Origin of the sequence: Pseudomonas sp. D(2018), assembly GCF_005502555.1 — a bacterium.
GTDB classification, from domain to species: domain Bacteria; phylum Pseudomonadota; class Gammaproteobacteria; order Pseudomonadales; family Pseudomonadaceae; genus Metapseudomonas; species Metapseudomonas resinovorans.
On the sequence record NZ_SCOK01000043.1, the window covers coordinates 15440 to 33349 of the forward strand.

Annotated in this window: 19 protein-coding genes; 13 read left to right on the top strand and 6 right to left on the bottom strand. The window is 65.8% G+C overall.

The features are described 5' to 3' along the window. Positions 1 to 116 precede the first annotated feature (116 nt). The 7 genes from FFS60_RS22040 to FFS60_RS22070 are packed head-to-tail and all read left to right on the top strand — an operon-like array spanning position 117 to position 6423. A complete protein-coding gene (locus tag FFS60_RS22040; RefSeq protein ID WP_028626446.1) occupies positions 117 to 794 on the top strand; it encodes a thermostable hemolysin in 678 nt (225 codons plus the stop codon). Next, a complete protein-coding gene (locus FFS60_RS22045) occupies positions 784 to 2253 on the top strand; it encodes an AMP-binding protein (protein ID WP_137823151.1) in 1470 nt (489 codons plus the stop codon). Before FFS60_RS22040 ends, FFS60_RS22045 begins: the two co-directional genes overlap by 11 nt. Continuing rightward, positions 2250 to 2924, top strand: a complete 675-nt coding sequence (locus FFS60_RS22050; protein ID WP_137823152.1) for a TenA family transcriptional regulator — start codon at positions 2250 to 2252, stop codon at positions 2922 to 2924. The genes FFS60_RS22045 and FFS60_RS22050 overlap by 4 nt, the downstream gene beginning before the upstream one ends. Continuing rightward, a complete protein-coding gene (locus FFS60_RS22055; protein WP_137823153.1) occupies positions 2911 to 3717 on the top strand; it encodes an SDR family oxidoreductase in 807 nt (268 codons plus the stop codon). Before FFS60_RS22050 ends, FFS60_RS22055 begins: the two co-directional genes overlap by 14 nt. Further along, on the top strand, positions 3717 to 4358 hold the full coding sequence (locus FFS60_RS22060) for a hypothetical protein (RefSeq protein ID WP_028626442.1): 642 nt from the start codon (positions 3717 to 3719) through the stop codon (positions 4356 to 4358). Before FFS60_RS22055 ends, FFS60_RS22060 begins: the two co-directional genes overlap by 1 nt. 8 nt (positions 4359 to 4366) lie before the next feature. After that, on the top strand, positions 4367 to 5029 hold the full coding sequence (locus FFS60_RS22065) for a response regulator transcription factor (RefSeq protein WP_028626441.1): 663 nt from the start codon (positions 4367 to 4369) through the stop codon (positions 5027 to 5029). Then, entirely contained in the window at positions 5026 to 6423 is a 1398-nt protein-coding gene (locus FFS60_RS22070; RefSeq protein WP_137823154.1) for an ATP-binding protein, read from the top strand. Before FFS60_RS22065 ends, FFS60_RS22070 begins: the two co-directional genes overlap by 4 nt. A 47-nt stretch (positions 6424 to 6470) precedes the next feature. Here the strand turns inward: FFS60_RS22070 and FFS60_RS22075 are convergent, their stop codons facing one another. Both FFS60_RS22075 and FFS60_RS22080 read right to left on the bottom strand, forming a co-directional pair. Beyond that, positions 6471 to 7385 (bottom strand): response regulator, encoded by a 915-nt coding sequence (locus FFS60_RS22075; protein WP_137823155.1) that lies wholly within the window; start codon positions 7383 to 7385, stop codon positions 6471 to 6473. 4 nt (positions 7386 to 7389) lie between these two features. Next, positions 7390 to 8694 (bottom strand): ATP-binding protein, encoded by a 1305-nt coding sequence (locus FFS60_RS22080; protein WP_256658124.1) that lies wholly within the window; start codon positions 8692 to 8694, stop codon positions 7390 to 7392. Positions 8695 to 8843: 149 nt separating this feature from the next. On the opposite strand from FFS60_RS22080, the gene FFS60_RS22085 reads away from it, so the two are divergent. Further along, positions 8844 to 9728 (top strand): neutral zinc metallopeptidase, encoded by an 885-nt coding sequence (locus FFS60_RS22085; protein WP_137823156.1) that lies wholly within the window; start codon positions 8844 to 8846, stop codon positions 9726 to 9728. A 105-nt stretch (positions 9729 to 9833) separates the two neighbouring features. Here FFS60_RS22085 and FFS60_RS22090 read toward each other — a convergent pair whose 3' ends face one another. Then, positions 9834 to 10622, bottom strand: a complete 789-nt coding sequence (locus FFS60_RS22090; protein ID WP_028626436.1) for an IclR family transcriptional regulator — start codon at positions 10620 to 10622, stop codon at positions 9834 to 9836. A 102-nt stretch (positions 10623 to 10724) separates the two neighbouring features. Here FFS60_RS22090 and hmgA point away from each other — a divergent pair, with 102 nt between their 5' ends. Next, entirely contained in the window at positions 10725 to 12020 is a 1296-nt protein-coding gene (gene hmgA, locus FFS60_RS22095) for a homogentisate 1,2-dioxygenase (protein ID WP_137823157.1), read from the top strand. Between the two features lies 1 nt (position 12021). Then, positions 12022 to 13326, top strand: a complete 1305-nt coding sequence (gene fahA, locus FFS60_RS22100; protein ID WP_028626434.1) for a fumarylacetoacetase — start codon at positions 12022 to 12024, stop codon at positions 13324 to 13326. A gap of 41 nt (positions 13327 to 13367) precedes the next feature. On the opposite strand, the gene FFS60_RS22105 is transcribed toward fahA, so the two are convergent. Further along, the gene (locus FFS60_RS22105) at positions 13368 to 13859 is read right to left on the bottom strand and encodes a hypothetical protein (protein WP_137823158.1); all 492 of its coding nucleotides are present in this window, start codon (positions 13857 to 13859) and stop codon (positions 13368 to 13370) included. 233 nt (positions 13860 to 14092) lie between these two features. Here FFS60_RS22105 and FFS60_RS22110 point away from each other — a divergent pair, with 233 nt between their 5' ends. Continuing rightward, on the top strand, positions 14093 to 14506 hold the full coding sequence (locus tag FFS60_RS22110; RefSeq protein ID WP_028626432.1) for an anti-virulence regulator CigR family protein: 414 nt from the start codon (positions 14093 to 14095) through the stop codon (positions 14504 to 14506). Positions 14507 to 15086: 580 nt separating this feature from the next. Beyond that, positions 15087 to 16253, top strand: a complete 1167-nt coding sequence (locus FFS60_RS22115) for an HPP family protein (protein WP_137823159.1) — start codon at positions 15087 to 15089, stop codon at positions 16251 to 16253. Between the two features lie 98 nt (positions 16254 to 16351). On the opposite strand, the gene FFS60_RS22120 is transcribed toward FFS60_RS22115, so the two are convergent. Then, complete coding sequence (locus FFS60_RS22120) at positions 16352 to 17212, bottom strand: LysR family transcriptional regulator (protein WP_028626430.1); 861 nt, start codon at positions 17210 to 17212, stop codon at positions 16352 to 16354. Between the two features lie 149 nt (positions 17213 to 17361). After that, the gene (locus FFS60_RS22125; protein WP_137823160.1) at positions 17362 to 17592 is read right to left on the bottom strand and encodes a WYL domain-containing protein; all 231 of its coding nucleotides are present in this window, start codon (positions 17590 to 17592) and stop codon (positions 17362 to 17364) included. Here FFS60_RS22125 and FFS60_RS22130 point away from each other — a divergent pair. Next, positions 17582 to 17890 (top strand): hypothetical protein, encoded by a 309-nt coding sequence (locus FFS60_RS22130; RefSeq protein ID WP_137823161.1) that lies wholly within the window; start codon positions 17582 to 17584, stop codon positions 17888 to 17890. The genes FFS60_RS22125 and FFS60_RS22130 overlap by 11 nt on opposite strands. The last annotated feature ends 20 nt before the right edge of the window (positions 17891 to 17910 follow it).

Here is a 17910-nt window from a genome sequence, read left to right on the forward strand (position 1 = left end):
GCCTCACTGAATGTTCCATCGACCCACGTCGTGTGAGTTCATGTCCGCGCCTTCAGGGTCCCTTAAGACTTCCCACAGATACTGCCCTCCATACGCCAAACGCCTGGAGGGCAACGATGAACAGCGCCGAGTGGAACTCCCTGTTCCCATTCCGTTTCGGTCACAAGTCGCAGCAACAGTCCCTGTCCCTGCTGTTGGCCGGTGATTCCGGACGCAGCCAGGTGGAGGACTTCGTCCATCGCCGATTCCTCAGCGCCCATGGCGCAGACATCCGCCAATTCATGCCGGAGCTTTTGAGCATGCGCAATTACCACGGCGCGCTCAGCGCCGTGGCCGGCATTCGCCTCGCCGAGCAGGGGCCACTGTTCCTCGAGCAGTACCTGGAAGGACCGGCGGAATCGCTCATCTCCCGCCTGGCGCCCCACCCGGTGACACGCGAGCAGGTGGTGGAGGTGGGCAACCTGGCCTCGATCAATGCCGGCAATGCGCGGCTGATCATCGTCGCCGTGACCTGGCTGCTGAACCTGCGCGGCCTGGAATGGGTGGTGTTCACCGGTGCGCCGAGCCTGATCAACAGCTTCCGCCGCCTCGGCCTGGAGCCCTTGCGCCTGGGCGAGGCCGACCCCAGCCGCCTCAACGGGCAAGAGCAGGAGCAATGGGGCACCTACTACGAGCAGAAGCCCCAGGTGTTCACCGGCAGCATCCGCCACGGCTTCGAACAGTTGCAGCGCAGCGGGATCATCACGCGCCTGGGTTTTCCTGAGGCAGAAGGAGCAGCCCACCATGCAGCCTGAGGACTTGCGGGCGATCCTGCACGGCTACGCCAACCACCTGCCGCAGCCCCTGGCCCTGCGCGGCGACACCCGGCGCTACACCTATGCTCAATTGCTGGCCGAAGTGGAACAGCGCGAAGCCCTGCTGCGCGCCGAACCCGAAGGCGTGCTCGCCCTCGGCCTGGACAACGGCCCCGAGGCATTGCTTTGGGACCTGGCCGCCCTGCTCAGCGGGCGCCCCTGCCTGATCCTGCCGCCCTTCTTCAGCCCCGCCCAGCGCGCCCACTGCCTGGAGCAATGCCAGGTCGGCCTGGCGGTGGTCGACGCCAATTTCACCAACGAACTGGAAGGAGCCGGATTCCAGGCCGACGGCACCTTCTGGCGCAAGTCCCGCAGCGGCCACGCCGCCCTGCCCGCCGGCACCGCCAAGGTCACCTACACCTCCGGTACCACCGGCCAGCCCAAGGGCGTGTGCCTGGGAGCGGACACCCTGTTGCGGGTCGCCCATGAACTGCAGACGGCCAGCCGTCCCACGGCACCGGCCCATTACCTGGCGGTACTGCCATTGGCCGTGCTGCTGGAGAACCTCGGCATCTACGCCGCCCTGCTGGCGGGCGCCTGCGTGACCCTGCTGCCGCAGCGGCAGATGGGTATCCAGGGAGCCAGTGGCGTGGACTGGCAAAAACTGTTGACCAGTGTCGTCCTCAGCGGCGCACAGAGCCTGATCCTGGTACCGCAGTTGCTGCTGGGCCTGGTCACCGCCATTGAACGTGGACTCCTCAGCGCCGTGCAGTTCCGCTTCGTAGCGGTAGGCGGCGCGCGGGTATCGAAGGACCTGCTGACCCGTGCGGCCAAGGTCGGCCTGCCGGTATTCGAAGGCTACGGCCTGTCCGAATGCGCGTCTGTGGTCTGCCTGAACCGCCCCGGCGCCAACCGGCCGGGCAGTGTCGGCCGGCCCCTGCCCCACGTACGGGTGCGCCTGGCGGACGACGGTGAAGTGGAAGTCAGCGGCTCCGCCCTGCTCGGCTACCTGGGAGAACCGCCGTTCACCGGCGACTGGTGGCCCACCGGCGACCTGGGCGAGTTGGATGCCGACGGCTATCTGCACCTCAAGGGCCGCAAGAAACATCAGTTCATCACCAGCTTCGGTCGCAACGTGAACCCGGACTGGGTGGAAGCCGAGCTCACCCAGCGCGGCGTGATCGCCCAGGCGTTCGTTCATGGCGAAGGGCTGCCCGGCAACCTCGCCCTGCTCTGGCCACTGGACCCGCAATGCGATGCGCAAACCCTCGCCGATGCCGTGGCCGGTGCCAACGCCGAGTTGCCCGACTACGCACGGATCAGGGCATGGCATCGCCTGGAAACCCCCTTCAGCGCCGCCGACGGGCTGCTCACCACCAATGGCCGACTGCGCCGCGAGGCCATACTCGCGCGCTATCGCGGCACCCTGCTTGAACTCGAGAATGAGGTTAAACCATGAGTTTCTTCGACCAACTGCAAGCCGCCACCGCCCGTGAACGCGAGGCGCTGTTCAGTGTCCCGGTGATACGCGAAGCCCTGGCCGGCCAGGTCAGCCTGGAAGGCTACCGCGCCTTTCTCGGCCAGGCCTACCACCATGTGCGCCACACCGTGCCGCTGATGATGGCCTGTGGCGCCCGCCTGCCCTCGCGCCTGGAATGGCTCCGTGGCGCCGTCTGCGAGTACATCGAGGAGGAGTACGGGCACGAGCGCTGGATTCTCAATGACATCGCGGCCTGCGGCGGTGATGCCGAAGCCGTCAGCCGCAGCCGCCCCTCGCTTGCCATCGAGCTGATGGTGGCCTTCCTCTACGACCAGATCGCCCGCGGCAATCCGGTGGGACTCTTCGGCATGGTCAACGTACTGGAAGGCACCAGCATCGCCCTGGCCACCCAGGCAGCCGACACCATCCGCGAGAGCCTCGGCCTGCCGTCGGACGCCTTCAGCTACCTGTCGTCCCACGGCGTCCTCGACCAGGAGCACATGGCGACCTACCGCCGCCTGATGGACCGCCTGGAAGACGAAGAAGACAAACAGGCCGTTATCCATGCCGCCAAGGTGGTCTACCTGCTCTACGCCGAGATGTTCCGCGGCCTGCCCCGTGCCCATGAGGTGAGTCATGCGCCTCACTGATTGCCGCGTGCTCCTCACCGGCGCCAGCGGCGGCATCGGCCTGGCCCTGGCCGAACAACTCTGCGCACGAGGCGCCCAGGTATTGGCGGTGAGCCGCCACCAGGAGCCCCTGGCGGCACTGCGCAAGCGCTTTGCGCAGCAGCTCATCTGGACCGGCGCCGACCTGCGCGAGCCGCAGGGCCGCCAGCGGGTCCTCGACGACGCACGCAGCATGGGCGGCATCAATGTCCTGGTGAACGCCGCCGGGGTGAACAGCTTCGCCATGCTGGAACAGGTGGACGACAGCCAGATCGAGGGCATGCTTGCCCTCAATGTCACCGCCACCCTGCAGTTGACCCGTGCCCTGCTGCCACTGTTGCGCCAGCAGAGCCATGCCCTGGTGGTCAACGTCGGGTCCATCTACGGCTCCATCGGCTACCCCGGATACGCCGTGTACTGCGCCAGCAAGTTCGCCCTGCGTGGATTCTCCGAGGCCCTGCGCCGGGAGCTGGCGGATACCCCGGTGAATGTCCTGTACGTCGCACCGCGCGCCACCCGTACCCGCATGAACAGCCAGGCCGCCATGGCCCTCAACGCCGAACTCAAAGTGGGGGTGGACGAGCCCGAACAGGTGGCCGGGGCGGTGATCGCCGCCATCGAAAAGGACCTCAGCGAGGTCTACCTGGGCTGGCCGGAGAAGTTCTTCGTCCGCCTCAACGGCATGCTTCCGGGTGTAGTGGACCGCGCCCTGCACAAGCAACTGCCGATCATCCGCCGCTTCAGCACCGCCCACCACAGCAAGGACCACCCATGATGAACAAGCTCTTCTGCGCCTTCGGCCTGTTCCTGACCCTCAGCATCCCGGCCTGGGCCCTGGACGCCAGCGGCAGCCAGCGCCTGGCCGACATCCAGCAGCGCTGGGCACAGATCCAGTACCAGGTGCCGGAAAAGCAGCGCGCCGCCGAATTCGAGAAGCTCGCAGCCCAGAGCAGCGCCTTCACCCACAGCACCCCGCAGGCCGCCGAAGCCTGGATCTGGCACGGCATCGTCACCAGCAGCTGGGCTGGTGCCGAAGGCGGCCTGGGCGCGCTGGGCAAGGTCAAGGATGCCCGCGCGGCGCTTGAGCGTGCCATCCAGCTCGACCCGCAGGCCCTGCAGGGCTCGGCCTACACCAGCCTTGGCGCACTGTACGACCGGGTACCCGGCTGGCCCGTCAGCTTCGGTGACGAAGACAAGGCCGACCAATTGCTGCGCAAGGCCCTGCAGATCAATCCGTCGGGCATCGACAGCCTGTATTTCTGGGGCGACCACCTGTACCGCCAGGGCCACCCGGAACAGGCCCGCGAGGTTCTGCTCAAGGCCAAGGCCGCCGCCCCGCGCCCCGGGCGCGAGCTCGCCGACCAGGGCCGCCGCCAGGAAATCGATGCTTTACTGCAGGCAATCGCCAAACACTAAGGACGTCCATGCGACTGCTACTCGTCGAAGACGACAACGCCCTGGGGGCCGGCGTGCGCGCCGGCCTGCGCCAGGAGGGCTACACCATCGACTGGCTGACTGACGGCGCCAGCGCGCTGCATGCACTGCAGACCGAAGAATTCGACCTGGCGATCCTCGACCTCGGGTTGCCAAGGCTGGACGGCGTACAGGTGCTGCAACAGTTGCGGGCCAGCGGCTCCACCCTGCCGGTGCTGGTGCTCACTGCCCGCGACGCCACCGACGACCGCATCATCGGCCTGGACGCCGGAGCCGACGACTACCTCGTCAAACCCTTCGACCTCAATGAACTCAAGGCCCGCCTGCGCGCCCTGCTGCGCCGCAGCGCCGGGCGGCCGCAGGTGCTGATCGAACACGCCGGCGTGGTGCTCGACCCTGCCAGCCAGCAGGTCAGCTACCTGGGCAGCCCAGTGCCGCTGACCCCCAAGGAATACCAGTTGCTCCACGAACTGCTCTCACAGCCGGGCAAGGTGCTCACCCGTGAACGCCTGGTACAGACGCTCTACGGCTGGGACGAGGAAGCCGAAAGCAACACCCTGGAAGTGCATATCCACCACCTGCGCAAGAAGCTCTCCAGCGACCTCATCCGCACCGTGCGGGGAATCGGCTACCTGGTGGATGCACGCCCATGACCTCGTTGCGTCGACGCACCCTCTGGCTGGTGATGGTGCTCCTGCTGCTCGGCACCTTGCTCATCGTCTACCTCAACTACCGCGACAGCAGCCACGAAGTGGAAGAAATCTACGACGCCCACCTGGCGCAGAACGCTCGTCTGCTGCTCGGCGTGATGCGCATGCCGCTGGCCAGCACCGGGCGGGACGAGCTGTATCGCGCCTTCAATGACGCCCTTAGCAGTGCCGGCCCGCACAAGGTTGGCCACCCCTACGAAAGCAAGCTGGCCTTCCAGGTGTGGGGCAAGGACGGCCGCAGCCTGGTGCGATCGCCCAGTGCTCCCCCCTTCGACCATGCACCGCAACGGACCGGTTTCCACGACATCAAGCTGGACAGCTATCAGTGGCGCGGCTTCGTGTTGCCGGACAACGAACAGGGCCTGCTGATCTGGGTAGGCGAGCGCGACGATGTACGCAAGGACCTGGTACAGCGCATCGTCCGCCATACGCTCTGGCCAAACCTGATCGGCATCCTGATCCTCGCGGCCCTGGTCTGGCTCGCCATCGGCTGGGGCCTGCAGCCATTGCAGAACATGGCGCGGGTGATCCGCAGTCGCCACGCCGAGTCCCTGGCGCCACTGCAGATTGTGCCCCTGCCCAAAGAGCTGGAGCCCATGCAGGCAGCGATCAACCGCCTGCTGGCACAGATCGAGCAGATGCTCCAGCGCGAGCGGCGCTTCATTGGCGATGCCGCCCACGAGATGCGCACCCCGCTGGCGGTGCTGCGCCTGCATGCGCAGAACGCTCTGGAGGCCAGCAGCGACGAGCAACGGGTCGAAGCCTTGCGCTTTCTTACCGTGGGCGTCGACCGTCTGACCCGGGTGGTGCACCAACTGCTCACCATGGCCCGGGTGGAGCCGGAACTGGCGCGACAGAATTGGCAGCCCCTGGACCTCGGGCACCTGGTCCGCGAGCACCTGGCCGAACTGACACCCCTCTTGCTGGACAAGGGCCTCGAGCTGGCCCTGGAGGTGGCCGAGGGCAACTTCAAAATCACCAGCGACGCCGCCGCCATCGGCATCGCCCTGCAGAACCTGGTGACCAATGCCGCCAACTTCTCCCCGGACGGCGGCGAAGTGAAAGTCAGCCTGCTACCGGAGGGTCGCGACTACCTCTTGCTGCGTGTGGAGGACCAGGGGCCGGGCATCGACGAGGCCAAGCTGGAGCGCCTGTTCGAACGCTTCTACAGCCAGGACAACCCCCACGGTGCCGGCCTTGGCCTGGCCATCGTGCAGATGATCGCCCAGCGCCTGGGCGGCAGCATCACGCTGCACAACCGGGAAGGCAGCGGCTTGTGCGCCGACCTGAGATTGCCGCGTGAGGCTCGCGGCAAAGTGCAGGGAGAAGACGTGTAGCCCGGATGAAATCCAGGGAAACCCCACCGCAGCGCCGGGTTTTCATCTCAGGCGATCACCCGCTCGCGCAATCGCGCCAGCATCCCGAGGATGCTTCCAACCCGCTGGCTCTCGCCGGCTTCCTTGGGCACGTCAGCCACACGCGGCACCAGGTTCAGGGGTTGTGCGCGCCAGAGGAAAGCCTGCTCGGCGGCGGCCTTCAGCCCCTTCTCGAACAGGCCTCGGCGGATCGGCTTGGGCAGGTAGCGGAAGATCTGCGCTTCGTTGATCAGTTTCAGCAACGCCTGGGTGTCACGGAAGGGCGTCACCACTAGGCTGAGCAGGCGCGGGTGAGCCTGGGCCAGGGATTTCAGTAGCGGCGCCATGTCCTCGCTGCCCAGCTTGAGGTCGCTGACGAGCAGGTCCACCGGTTCCAGATTCAGGGTGACCAGCGCTTCGCTCAGGCTATGGGCACGCAGCAGGCGGTGGCCGCCAGCCTCGCAGAAAGCCTGGATGCAGTGCAGGGTTTCCGGGTCGTCATCCATCAGCAGCAGGTTCAGCGGCGCCGCCAGGTCACTGGTGGCGGAAGTGACCGGCGCGGCGGCCTGGCGTTCGGCGATTTCCGCCGCCTGGCGCAGGGTGAAGGCCATTTCCTGCGGGTCCCAGGGCTTGGTCAGGTAGCGGAAGATGCCGCCGCTGTTCAACGCCTCCACCGCAGCATCCAGATCGGAATAGCCGGTGAGCAGGATGCGCAGGCACTCCGGGGCGATCTCCCGCGAGCGGGCCAGCAGCTCGGCGCCGTTCATGCCCGGCATGCGCTGGTCACTGACGATGATCTGTACCGACTCTTCCTTCAGTCGTTCCAGCGCCCGCAGCGGGTCGCTTTCGGTGATCACCTCGTACTGGCGACGAAACTGCAGCGCCAGGCTGCGCAGGATGCGCTCCTCGTCATCGACGAAGAGGATGCGGACGGGTGAAGTCATGGGCTCAGGCACTCCGTTTCAGTTCGACCGCCTGACTGCGCGGCAGGCTGATGAGAAAGCGCGTTCCGCGCCCCGGTTCCGAGGCCACGCGGATGCTGCCGCCATGGTCACGAATGATTTTGTAGCTGATGGACAGTCCCAGCCCCGTGCCCTCGCCCACCGGCTTGGTGGTGAAGAAGGGGTCGAAGATGCGCTGCCTGACTTCGGGCGGCATGCCGCGACCGCTGTCCTGCACCGAGATGCAGACGTTGTCGTCGTCAGCCCAGCTCTTCACCTGGATACGCCCGGCTCCGTCCATCGCCTGGGCGGCGTTGGTGAAGAGGTTCAACAGCACCTGGTTGATCTGCGATGGCGCGCAGGTGATGCGCGGCAGCTCACCGAGGAGCTGGTACACCTCGGCCTTGTCCTTGATGTGGTTGCGGGCAATCAACAGGGCGCTGCGGATGCAGTCGTTGAGGTCCACTTCCTCGCTCATGGCGCGATCCAGGCGGGCAAAGTCCTTGAGCCCGGCAACCAGCTCGGCAATCTGGCCAAGGCCGTAGAGCGTGTCACCGAACAGTTGGCGCAGGTCTCCGGCCAGCAGATCGGGAGCTGCCGCTTCGCGACTGGCGGCCGCGCACGCCAATGCATCGGCCAGACGCTGTTCGTCACAGGACGGATCATCCAGGCAGGCCGCCAGCGCGGCCTGGCTCTCGGCCAGCGCGAAGAGCGGCGTGGTCAGCTCTTCCATCAGCTGCACGTTGTTCTTCACATAACCCAGCGGCGTATTCAGTTCGTGGGCGACACCCGCGACCATCTGGCCGAGGGACGCCATCTTTTCCGATTGCACCAGTTGCGCCTGGGATTCCTTCAGGTCCACCAGTGCCTGGCGCAACACCCGGTTGCGCTGGGCGATACGCAATTCCATGGCTTTCAGCAGGTCCAGCACCGTGCCGAGTCCCAAGTAGCGTCCCTGCTCGTCCACCAGGATGAAATCTTCGGTAATCGGGTACTGCAATTGTGCGGTGACCTGCTTGGCCGCCAACTCCAGGCCGGAGGCCAGGGCGACGGTCAGCGGTGCCGGATTCATCACATCGACCACCGGGCGGCGCCCCCAGAGATCGCGGCCGAAACGCTGCATGAAGATGTCCTGCAGCGTATAGCGGCTGACCAGGCCGAGCGGCTGTCCCTGCCCGTCCACCACCGGCAGCGAGAGGAAAGCCTTGTGCTCATGGGTCAGCAGGCGATCGGCCACATCACTGATGCTCATGTCCGGGGCCAGCGGCTCCACGGTCTTGAGCAGGCGAGCCAGACTGCTTTCGGCTGCCATGATCGATACTCCGGGCTACTGATGGGTGCCGCGCATTCAAACAGCACCAGATTGCCATCATGTGACAGGTGTCTCAGGCGAGAAACAAATGGCGAGGTTGCCTGGAAGCGACAACACTGAGTTTCGACACCCTTGCGGAGCCTATCGCCATGCCCGAAAAAACCGCCGCCCCGATGCCCCGCAAGGGACTTCTGCTCCGCCTGCTGCGCATCCTGGCCTGGCTGTTGATTGTCGTGGCACTGCTGTGCGTGTCGCTCTATCTCGCCTTCGGCCCGGCGCGCCTGATCGACCGGCTGGCGCCGCCTCCGCCGACCTTCCCGGAAAACACCATCGAGGCGCCTTCGGCCCCGGTCGCCGCAGCGCCGGTGCCGGCTCCAGTGCAGGCCCCTGCTGACTCGCGGGAGTTGGTGACACTGATGATCGACAGCATCGAAGATATCTGGGGCGAGTTCCTTGCCCGTGGCGACTACGCCTACAAGAAGCCCAAGGTGGAGGTTTTCGAAGACAGGATCGAAGACCCCTGCACGCTGACCGGTTCCTTCAGCGGGTCGTTCTACTGCCCAAAAGGCATGCGTCTGTACATCGACCTGGCCTACCTGGACGAACTGCAGAAACGCGCCCCACAGGTGGGCGACCTCGCCCGCAGCTATGCCGTGGCCCATACGGCCGCCCACCACGTCCTCAACCTCGTGGGCGCAGTTGGCTGGTTCAAGGAGTACCACGTCGACATCGACCAGGCGAAACGCAGCGAGCGCCTGCAGGAATCGCAGGAACTGGTGGCTGATTGCCTGGTCGGTAGCTGGATCAGCTATGCCCAGCACAAGTACGCCTGGATGAAACCCCAGGACCTGCCAGCGGCCGTCAAGGCCGTGATCGAACTGAGCAAGGAGCGCACGGCCATGCCGGGCAAGCCGGGCATGCTCGACCCTCTGGCGCTGGTCGACGCCGAGACGCGCATGCGCTGGCTGCAAGTAGGCATTGAAACCGGCGACCCCAGGGAGTGCAGCCAGATGCTCACGGAATCGGCGGAGTGACCCACGGCCGCGTGATGAATGCTCACTGTGCGGGCGAACTTGCGGTTCGCTTAGCGATTGGAATCGCCCCCAAAACGCTTCGCCCACGCGCAGGTGAAGATCTGCCTATGCCGGCTGCTGCCCTCCCATCCGCCGGCTGATGGCCTCGGCCGCCTGGTGCAGACGCTCGGCGGCCGAACCCTGGGTGTCGGCGCGAAATACGCTGGCGGCGCCAACGACGGTGATGACCCCGGCCAGCTTGTTACCAGTGGCGAACAGTGGTGCCGACAAGGCATTCACGCCCGGCATCAACAGACCATGAACGGGGTGCAGGCCGGTCGCGCGGATCTGCGCCATCTGCTCCTGCAGCTCTGCAGCAGCCGGCGCCCCTGGCAACGCCAGTTCCTCGTCGCGCAGGAAGGCGGTTTCGGCTTCAGGCAAGTAGGTGTTGAACACCAGGCCGGTGGACGATCCCAGCAACGGCAGCACTGAGCCCACCTGGGTCACCAGGGTCACTGCACGCAGGGCCTGCTCCACATGGACCACGGTCGGTCCCTTGTTACCCCACACGGCAAGGAAGCAGGTTTCGTTCAGCGTGTCGCGCAAGTCCACCAGGTGCGGCATGGAGACCTTCACCACGTCCAGCCGTCCAATGGCGGCCAGGCCCACCAGCAGCGCCTCGCGGCCGAGGCCATAGTGGTTGGTGGTGGCGTCCTGCTCGGCGAAACCGCTGGCGATCAGCGCCTGCAGGTAGCGGTGCACCTTGCTCGCCGGCATGCCGACGTGCTCGGCCAACTTGGAGAGCGAGGTGGCCGGCGCCAGTTCGGCGAGGCCCTTGAGGATGTCGGTGCCCACTTCCGCGGCCTGCACCTTCTGCCGCCGCGGTGCGCCCGCGCTGTCGTTCTCGCTCGTCATGTCCTGGCCTTGGTCGGTGTGGAGGGCGCTGTTATAGCTTGACCCCTTTTGGCTTTCAAATTACGTTATGCGTAATCAAATTACAAAAACAGCGAGGTCGCCATGGTCTCCCCCACGCAGCTCACTTACCAATCCGGTTTTGATAACGAATTCAGCAGCGAAGCGCTGCCCGGCGCCCTGCCCGTCGGCCAGAACTCCCCGCAGAAAACGCCCTACGGTCTCTATGCCGAATTGCTCTCCGGCACCGCCTTCACTGTCCCGCGCAGCGAAGCCCGGCGGACCTGGATGTACCGCATCAAGCCGTCGGCCAACCATCCTCGGTACCAGCGCCTGGAGCGCCAGATCGCCGGAAACCGCCTGGGGCCGGTGACGCCCAACCGCCTGCGCTGGAACCCGCAGGACATCCCCGTCGAGCGCACTGACTTCATCGACGGCCTGCTGACCATCGCCGCGACCAGCGATGCCGAGCAGGCCTCGGGCGTCAGCGTGCACCTGTTCCGCGCCAACGCCTCGATGCAGCGCGTGTTCTTCAATGCCGATGGCGAGCTGCTGATCGTTCCCGAACAGGGCCGCCTGCGCATCGCCACCGAGCTGGGCCTGTTGGACGTGGAGCCCCTGGAGATCGCGGTGATCCCGCGCGGCATGAAGTTCCGCGTCGAGCTGCTGGATGCCAGCGCCCGTGGCTACATCTGCGAGAACCACGGTGCCGCCCTGCGCCTGCCGGACCTCGGTCCTATTGGCAGCAACGGCCTGGCCAACCCGCGCGACTTCCTCGCCCCGGTGGCGCACTACGAAGACATCGACGCGCCCGTCGCGCTGGTGCAGAAATTCCTTGGCGAACTCTGGGCCACCGAGCTGGACCACTCGCCCCTGGACGTGGTCGCCTGGCACGGCAACAACGTGCCCTACAAGTACGACCTGCGCCGCTTCAACACCATCGGCACCGTGAGCTACGACCACCCGGACCCGTCCATCTTCACCGTACTCACTTCGCCCAGCGACACCTTTGGTCAGGCCAACGTCGACTTCGTGATCTTCCCGCCGCGCTGGATGGTGGCCGAGAAGACCTTCCGTCCGCCGTGGTTCCACCGCAACCTGATGAACGAATTCATGGGCCTGATCCAGGGCGCCTACGACGCCAAGGCAGAAGGCTTCGCCCCGGGCGGCGCCTCGCTGCACAACTGCATGAGCGCCCACGGCCCGGACAACGCCACCACCACCACCGCCATCGCCGCCGATCTGAAACCGCACAAGATCGACAACACCATGGCCTTCATGTTCGAGACCAGCCGTGTGCTGCGCCCCAGCCAGTTCGCGCTGGAATGCCCGCAGCTGCAGAGCGACTACGATGCATGCTGGGCCGGCATGGCCAAGACCTTCGACAAGGGCAGGATCTGACATGACCCAGACAGACAACCGCCGTAGCTGGATCGCCTCCGCCAACGGCCACCCGGACTTCCCGCTGCAGAACCTGCCGCTGGGTATCTTCAGCCCATCCAACGCCTCCCCGCGCGGCGGCGTGGCCATCGGCGACGCCATCTTCGACCTCAAGGTGGCGAGCGATGCCGGCCTGTTCAGCGGTGAAGCCGCCGAGGCCGCCCGCTCCGCCTGCAGCGACAGCCTGAACGCCTTCTTCGCCCTCGGCGCCTCTGCCCGCCGTGCCCTGCGCGCACAACTGCAGGCGTTGCTGGCCGAAGGCAGCAGCGCCCAGGCGCGCCTGGAAGCCATGGGCCAGGCCCTGCTGCCCAGCGCTTCCACCTGCCGGCTGCACCTGCCGGCCAAGGTGGGCGACTACACCGACTTCTACGTGGGCATCCACCACGCCAACAACGTCGGCCGCCTGTTCCGCCCGGACAACCCGCTGCTGCCCAACTACAAATATGTCCCGATCGGCTACCACGGCCGCGCGTCCACCGTCTGCGTCTCGGGCACTCCGGTGCGCCGTCCCATCGGCCAGACCATGCCGCCGGGCAACGAAGTCCCGAACTTCGGCCCCAGCAAGCGCCTGGACTACGAGCTGGAACTGGGCATCTGGATCGGCCAGGGCAATGAGATGGGCGAGTCCATCGCCATCGCCGACGCCCAGCAGCACATCGCCGGCTACTGCCTGCTCAACGACTGGTCCGCACGTGACGTGCAGGCTTGGGAATACCAGCCGCTCGGCCCGTTCCTGGCGAAGAACTTCGGCACCACGGTATCGCCCTGGGTGGTCACCGCCGAAGCCCTGGAACCCTTCCGCGCCGCGCAGCCGGCCCGCCCGGAAGGCGACCCGCAGCCCCTGCCCTACCTGCTGGACGAAGCGGACCAGGCCAAGGGCGCCTTCGATATCGAGCTGGAAGTGCTGATCCTCACCAAGGCCATGCGCGAGCAGGGCCTGGCGCCTCACCGCCTGGCGCTGAGCAACACCCTGAACATGTACTGGTCAGTAGCGCAGATGGTTGCCCACCACAGCGTTGGCGGCTGCAAGCTGCAACCGGGCGACCTGTTCGGCTCGGGCACCCTGTCCGGCCCGCAGCCGGAAGCGTTCGGCAGCCTGCTGGAAAGCACCGTCGGCGGCAAACAGGCGATCAGCCTGCCGAGCGGCGAGCAGCGCACCTTCCTGGAAGACGGGGATGAAGTGATCCTGCGTGCCCGTTGCCAGCGCGAGGGTTACCCCAGCATCGGCTTCGGCGAATGCCGCGGGATATTGCTGGCGGCGAAATGAAGTGAGAGTGGGGGCAACCGAGTGGTTGCCCCCAGTCGTTTCTAACGGTGGCTCTTGCCGTCGTTCTTGCTCGACGAAACGCCCGCCTTGCCCAGGCCATCGGCGTTGTGGTCGCCGGGAGTGGTATCGGCAACTGCGCGGGCATTTGCCAGGCCGCGACTGTCTTGGTCGCGGGCAACGGCAGACGTCGAGTAACCATGGCCGTTGTCATCGTTACGCACGCTGCCATAGCGGTTGCCCTTGTCTTCGCCATTACGGGTCGCCTTACCCGCGTGATCGGCGCTCTTGCCGTAGCCGTGGCCCTTGCCGTCGTGGCTACCGGCATGACCGCCGCCAACGCCACCACCGAATCCGCCGCCATGGCCACCACCATGCCCGCCACCGTTGCCACCGCCGTTCCCGCCACCGTTGCCGCCGCCATTGCCTCGGGCATAGGCGGAGTCGACCAGGGATGCACCGCCTGGCAGGACGGTACCCGCCGCAAGGACCATCACACAGGTGGCCGCGGCCAACAGGGTTTTCTTATTGATCAATTTGGAACCTCCACAGGCGCTTCTTCACGATACACGGTGAGACTCCGGGACCATGCGCCGGTTCAACGCCGAACGACGAGTGGAGGCGCCCATCGGAGCCGGGTTTCCGGGCTTTGAACCGGTTCATGTTTCGGCCAACTCGCAGCAGCGGAATTTCTGCAATAGTTGCGGCACTCGCCCCTGCTTTCGCAGTCCATCAGCAAAGGGAACAGTCCCTCATGGAGATCACGGACATGACCAGAACCCGGACGCTCACCGCAGCACTCGCCAGCCTTGCCCTCATCGCCGGATCGCCCGCCCTGCTGGCCGAGCCCGGCAAAGGCAAGGGACATGACAAGGGCCATTCCAGTTCTCAAGGCAGCAACTGGTCCGGCGGCCCGCAGGTGGATATCGGCGGTATCCGCATCATCCTCGACGATAACCGTGACTACTGGGGTCCGGCCCAGTCTCTTCCGCCGGGCATCCAGAAGAACCTGGCACGCGGCAAACCGCTGCCGCCGGGGATCGCCAAGAAGCTCGACGGCCGACTGGTGAGCCGCCTGCCCCACTACGAAGGCTATGACTGGGTCCGCGCGGGCACCGACCTGATCCTGGTGGCCGTGGCCACCGGGATCATCTACGAAGTGCTGCAGGATGTGATGGACTGACCTCCTGCCCCCTATCGGCTGTTGCGAAGCCTACCTGGGCCGATATCGGACTTGCCTGCCAGCAATCGCCCCGCCCGGATACGCAGGATGGCTATCCCCCCATCCTGCAGCTCCAGTCATTACTTCAGGTCGCTTGTTCAACAAGCCACGCCAACCTGTCCCCGCCGCGTATCAGTACCAGCAGAATAATCAGGCCAGGCCTTCTGGCACGAACAGATAACACCGGCACCCTGGGGCACGTTGTTGCTGCGGCGACAGGCAGGCCAGTGTCATTTGATGCAATTTTTCTGATCTTAAACCCCAATAACATTCATTAGCCCGCTATCCAGCCATCGCTTAGGATTCCCGCCATCCCCGACGCCCGGCCCGGAGTGGCCTGCACAAGCAGACCTCCCGAGGAACCGTGCGCGAGAAGAAAACATTTCCATATCCAAGGATGGAACCCCCACCCCAGTGGGATTGAGGGACCCAGGGCCCGTACGAAAGGTCACCGAGCGACGCGTCAGGCGCGAAACCCGTTGGCAGTTTTCGTACAGAGCCTTGCGGTCTCTCCTTTTATCAACTGCCAAGTGTCGTACCCATGCCCCAGAACCCCCTGCGTCTCTGGCTGCAACGCCTGCTGCCGGACGCCAGCACCGCCCCGCCGCGGGAGTGGCTGCGTGCCGCCGTTGGCGGCTGCATCGCCGTGGCCCTGGCCACCCTGGCGTGCATCCATTTTTTCGACACCGACCTCGGACTGCGCCTTGCTGCGCCGTTCGCCGCCTCTTCCGTGCTGCTCTTCGCTGTGACCTCCAGCCCCGTGGCCCAGCCCTGGCCGGTAGTGGCCGGCAATGTGCTGGCGGCTGCCATCGGCCTTCTGGTCGCCCACTGGGGCCTGCCGCTGCTGACAAGCGCTGCGCTGGCCTTCGGCATGACCCTGGTGACCATGCAAGCCTTGCGTTGCCTGCATCCACCGAGCTGCGCAATCGCTGTTGGCGCTGCGCTTGGCGGACCTGCCCTCGCTGCCCAAGGCTGGCACCTGTTGCTGCCGGTACTGGTTGGGTCCCTGCTGCTGGTGGGTACAGCGTTGCTGTTCAACAACCTCTGCGGCTCCACCTACCCGCGCAAAGTCGCTCATCCTGCCAGTGGCCCGCACCTGACCGCTGACCCGCGACCAGGCGAGCGTAATGGCATAGCCGACAAAGACCTGGACCGCGCACTGGCCGAGTTCGGAAGCTTCGTCGACGTGACCCGCGACGATCTCCAGCGCCTGCTGCAACTTGCAGAGAAACACGCGCTGCGGCGCAGCATGGGCGATCTGCGGGCGGCGAGAATCATGTCCCGCGATCTGCGCTGCATCAGCCCTCATGCGCCGGTCAGCGAGGCGTGGCAGTTGCTCGACCAGCATCACCTGAAAGCCCTACCGGTACTGGATGACAAGCAGCATCTGGTGGGCATCCTGACCCTCTCCGACCTGCTCGGTCATGCCGCCAGCGCAGCCCCCCGCAACCTCGCCGAACGTTTCCGTGCCCGCCGCGAAGCGCCGGTTTCACGCCTGATGAGCCGCCCGGTGCGCTGCGTGACCGTGGACACACCGGTGGTGGAGTTGGTGTCGCTGCTGTCGGACCAGGGTCTGCATTGCTTGCCGGTGCTGGATGACAGCGGTCGTGTGGCAGGGATCGTCAGCCAGAGCGACCTGATCGCCGCGCTGTACCGCAATTGGTTGCAGGACCTGCACCAACCGCCGGCATTGCAATTGGCGAGCTGAGTCGAGTAGCCCGAATGCAATCCGGAAAGCACCGTGCGAAGCATCCCCGGATTTCATCCGGGCTACGGTTTGCTCTGGGCGGTGGCTGAAACCCGCCCTCAGATCGGGTCCCAGCGCCGGGACCAGTCGATATCCTCGGCCACCACCTCGCGCAATATGTCGATAGCCTGGCGCAACGCCGGAGAATCCTTCTCGCGGGAATAGACCAGGTAAGTGGGATTGGTGAACTCCGGCGCCCTTTCCACGCGCTCCAGTTCACCGCTTTCCAGATGCCCCTGCACCACGCGCGCCCGGAAATAGCCGGAGCCGCCGCACTGCAGGATGTAGTGCAGGGCCAACGGGCCGAGGTTAGTGGCCAGCACGGCGCTGGCCTTCTCCGGCAGCGCGGCATCATGGCGCTGGCGGAATTCCGGCCCCCAATCGTTGTAGATGTACGGCTCAGGGTTACTCGCCGAACGCACCTGGATCAGCTTTTCCTCAAGCAGCAACTCAACCTGCAAGCCCGGCCAGTAATCAGGGCGATAGACCAGAGCGGCATCGAGCAGGCCGCTCTGCAACTGCTGCTGCAGGTGGCCAGCCTCCCCCACTTCCGCACGGACTGCATGGGACGGCATGCGCTGGCGCAGACGGATCACCCAGTTGAGCACCAGCGGGCTGCACAGGCTCGTTTCGCCCCCCAGGTTGAGCACGTCGCGATAGCCCTCAGGCAAGGGCAGGTCACGCCGGGCCGCTTCCCACGTCTGCACCAGTTGGTTGGCATAGGCGACGAACACCTCGCCATCGGCGGTCAACCTCGCGCCGGCTCGATTGCGCACGAAAAGCCGGCAATCCAGTTGCTGCTCCAGGTTCTGCACCCGCGCCGTGATGGTGGTCTGGGTGACATGCAGGCGCTCGGCGGCGGCGACGAAGCTGCCGCTGCGGACGATCTCCAGGAAGGTACGCGCCAGGTCGATATCCATGGGCTTGCTCGGGTACTGTAGGGACGGCCGAGTTTAACGGCTGAAAGGCCGGGGTGGATTGCCTGCGGGGGGATTTCATTGGCGAAATCGAGCCGGCCTGGCGCTTCCCTCACCCTCGACCCCTTTCCCAAAGGGAGCGGGGAGACCGGCTACGGACCCACCCATTTCAACAACCGCTCCGCGCAAGTGCGGATCTCCTCGCGCAGCGCTTCCGGCTCGCGCACCTGGAATTCGAAGGGCAGCTTCACCAGTTGGCGGGCGAACCAGCCCATGCTGTCGGTTCGGGTGCGCAGCAAAACGCCTTCCTCTAGCGGCTCCAGCAGGCCGATGCCGCTATCCAGCTCTTCGGCGGCCCGGGCCAGGTCGCACTTGAGCAGCACCTCCACCGCCGTCGAGCGTGGCAGCTGGGAGGCCTACGAGATGGCCGACGGCGCTGACTCCACCAAGGCCGTGTTGCGCAAGAAAGGGGCCGAGGATGTTCGGGGGCAATGCGCCAACCTGGACCGCCTGTGGCGGGGGCCGGCCTTCCCGCACCTGCAGCGCTACTTGCTGAAGCTGAAGGCCGACCCGGCCATTACCTTCGCCCGCGCCATCGAGGACGGCGAGCCGGCGTTGAGCCGTGGCGGCTTCAAGGGGCATGTGACGCTGGCGGAGCTGGCTGCGCGCCTCGCGGCGTAAGCCCATCCCCCCTGCGACGG

Coding starts and splice junctions, on each gene's coding strand:
- FFS60_RS22040 (WP_028626446.1), top strand. CDS start 117: ATGAACAGCGCCGAGTGGAACTCCCTGTTCCCATTCCGTTTCGGTCAC.
- FFS60_RS22045 (WP_137823151.1), top strand. CDS start 784: ATGCAGCCTGAGGACTTGCGGGCGATCCTGCACGGCTACGCCAACCAC.
- FFS60_RS22050 (WP_137823152.1), top strand. CDS start 2,250: ATGAGTTTCTTCGACCAACTGCAAGCCGCCACCGCCCGTGAACGCGAG.
- FFS60_RS22055 (WP_137823153.1), top strand. CDS start 2,911: ATGCGCCTCACTGATTGCCGCGTGCTCCTCACCGGCGCCAGCGGCGGC.
- FFS60_RS22060 (WP_028626442.1), top strand. CDS start 3,717: ATGAACAAGCTCTTCTGCGCCTTCGGCCTGTTCCTGACCCTCAGCATC.
- FFS60_RS22065 (WP_028626441.1), top strand. CDS start 4,367: ATGCGACTGCTACTCGTCGAAGACGACAACGCCCTGGGGGCCGGCGTG.
- FFS60_RS22070 (WP_137823154.1), top strand. CDS start 5,026: ATGACCTCGTTGCGTCGACGCACCCTCTGGCTGGTGATGGTGCTCCTG.
- FFS60_RS22075 (WP_137823155.1), bottom strand. CDS start 7,385: ATGACTTCACCCGTCCGCATCCTCTTCGTCGATGACGAGGAGCGCATC.
- FFS60_RS22080 (WP_256658124.1), bottom strand. CDS start 8,694: ATGGCAGCCGAAAGCAGTCTGGCTCGCCTGCTCAAGACCGTGGAGCCG.
- FFS60_RS22085 (WP_137823156.1), top strand. CDS start 8,844: ATGCCCGAAAAAACCGCCGCCCCGATGCCCCGCAAGGGACTTCTGCTC.
- FFS60_RS22090 (WP_028626436.1), bottom strand. CDS start 10,622: ATGACGAGCGAGAACGACAGCGCGGGCGCACCGCGGCGGCAGAAGGTG.
- hmgA (WP_137823157.1), top strand. CDS start 10,725: ATGGTCTCCCCCACGCAGCTCACTTACCAATCCGGTTTTGATAACGAA.
- fahA (WP_028626434.1), top strand. CDS start 12,022: ATGACCCAGACAGACAACCGCCGTAGCTGGATCGCCTCCGCCAACGGC.
- FFS60_RS22110 (WP_028626432.1), top strand. CDS start 14,093: ATGACCAGAACCCGGACGCTCACCGCAGCACTCGCCAGCCTTGCCCTC.
- FFS60_RS22115 (WP_137823159.1), top strand. CDS start 15,087: ATGCCCCAGAACCCCCTGCGTCTCTGGCTGCAACGCCTGCTGCCGGAC.
- FFS60_RS22120 (WP_028626430.1), bottom strand. CDS start 17,212: ATGGATATCGACCTGGCGCGTACCTTCCTGGAGATCGTCCGCAGCGGC.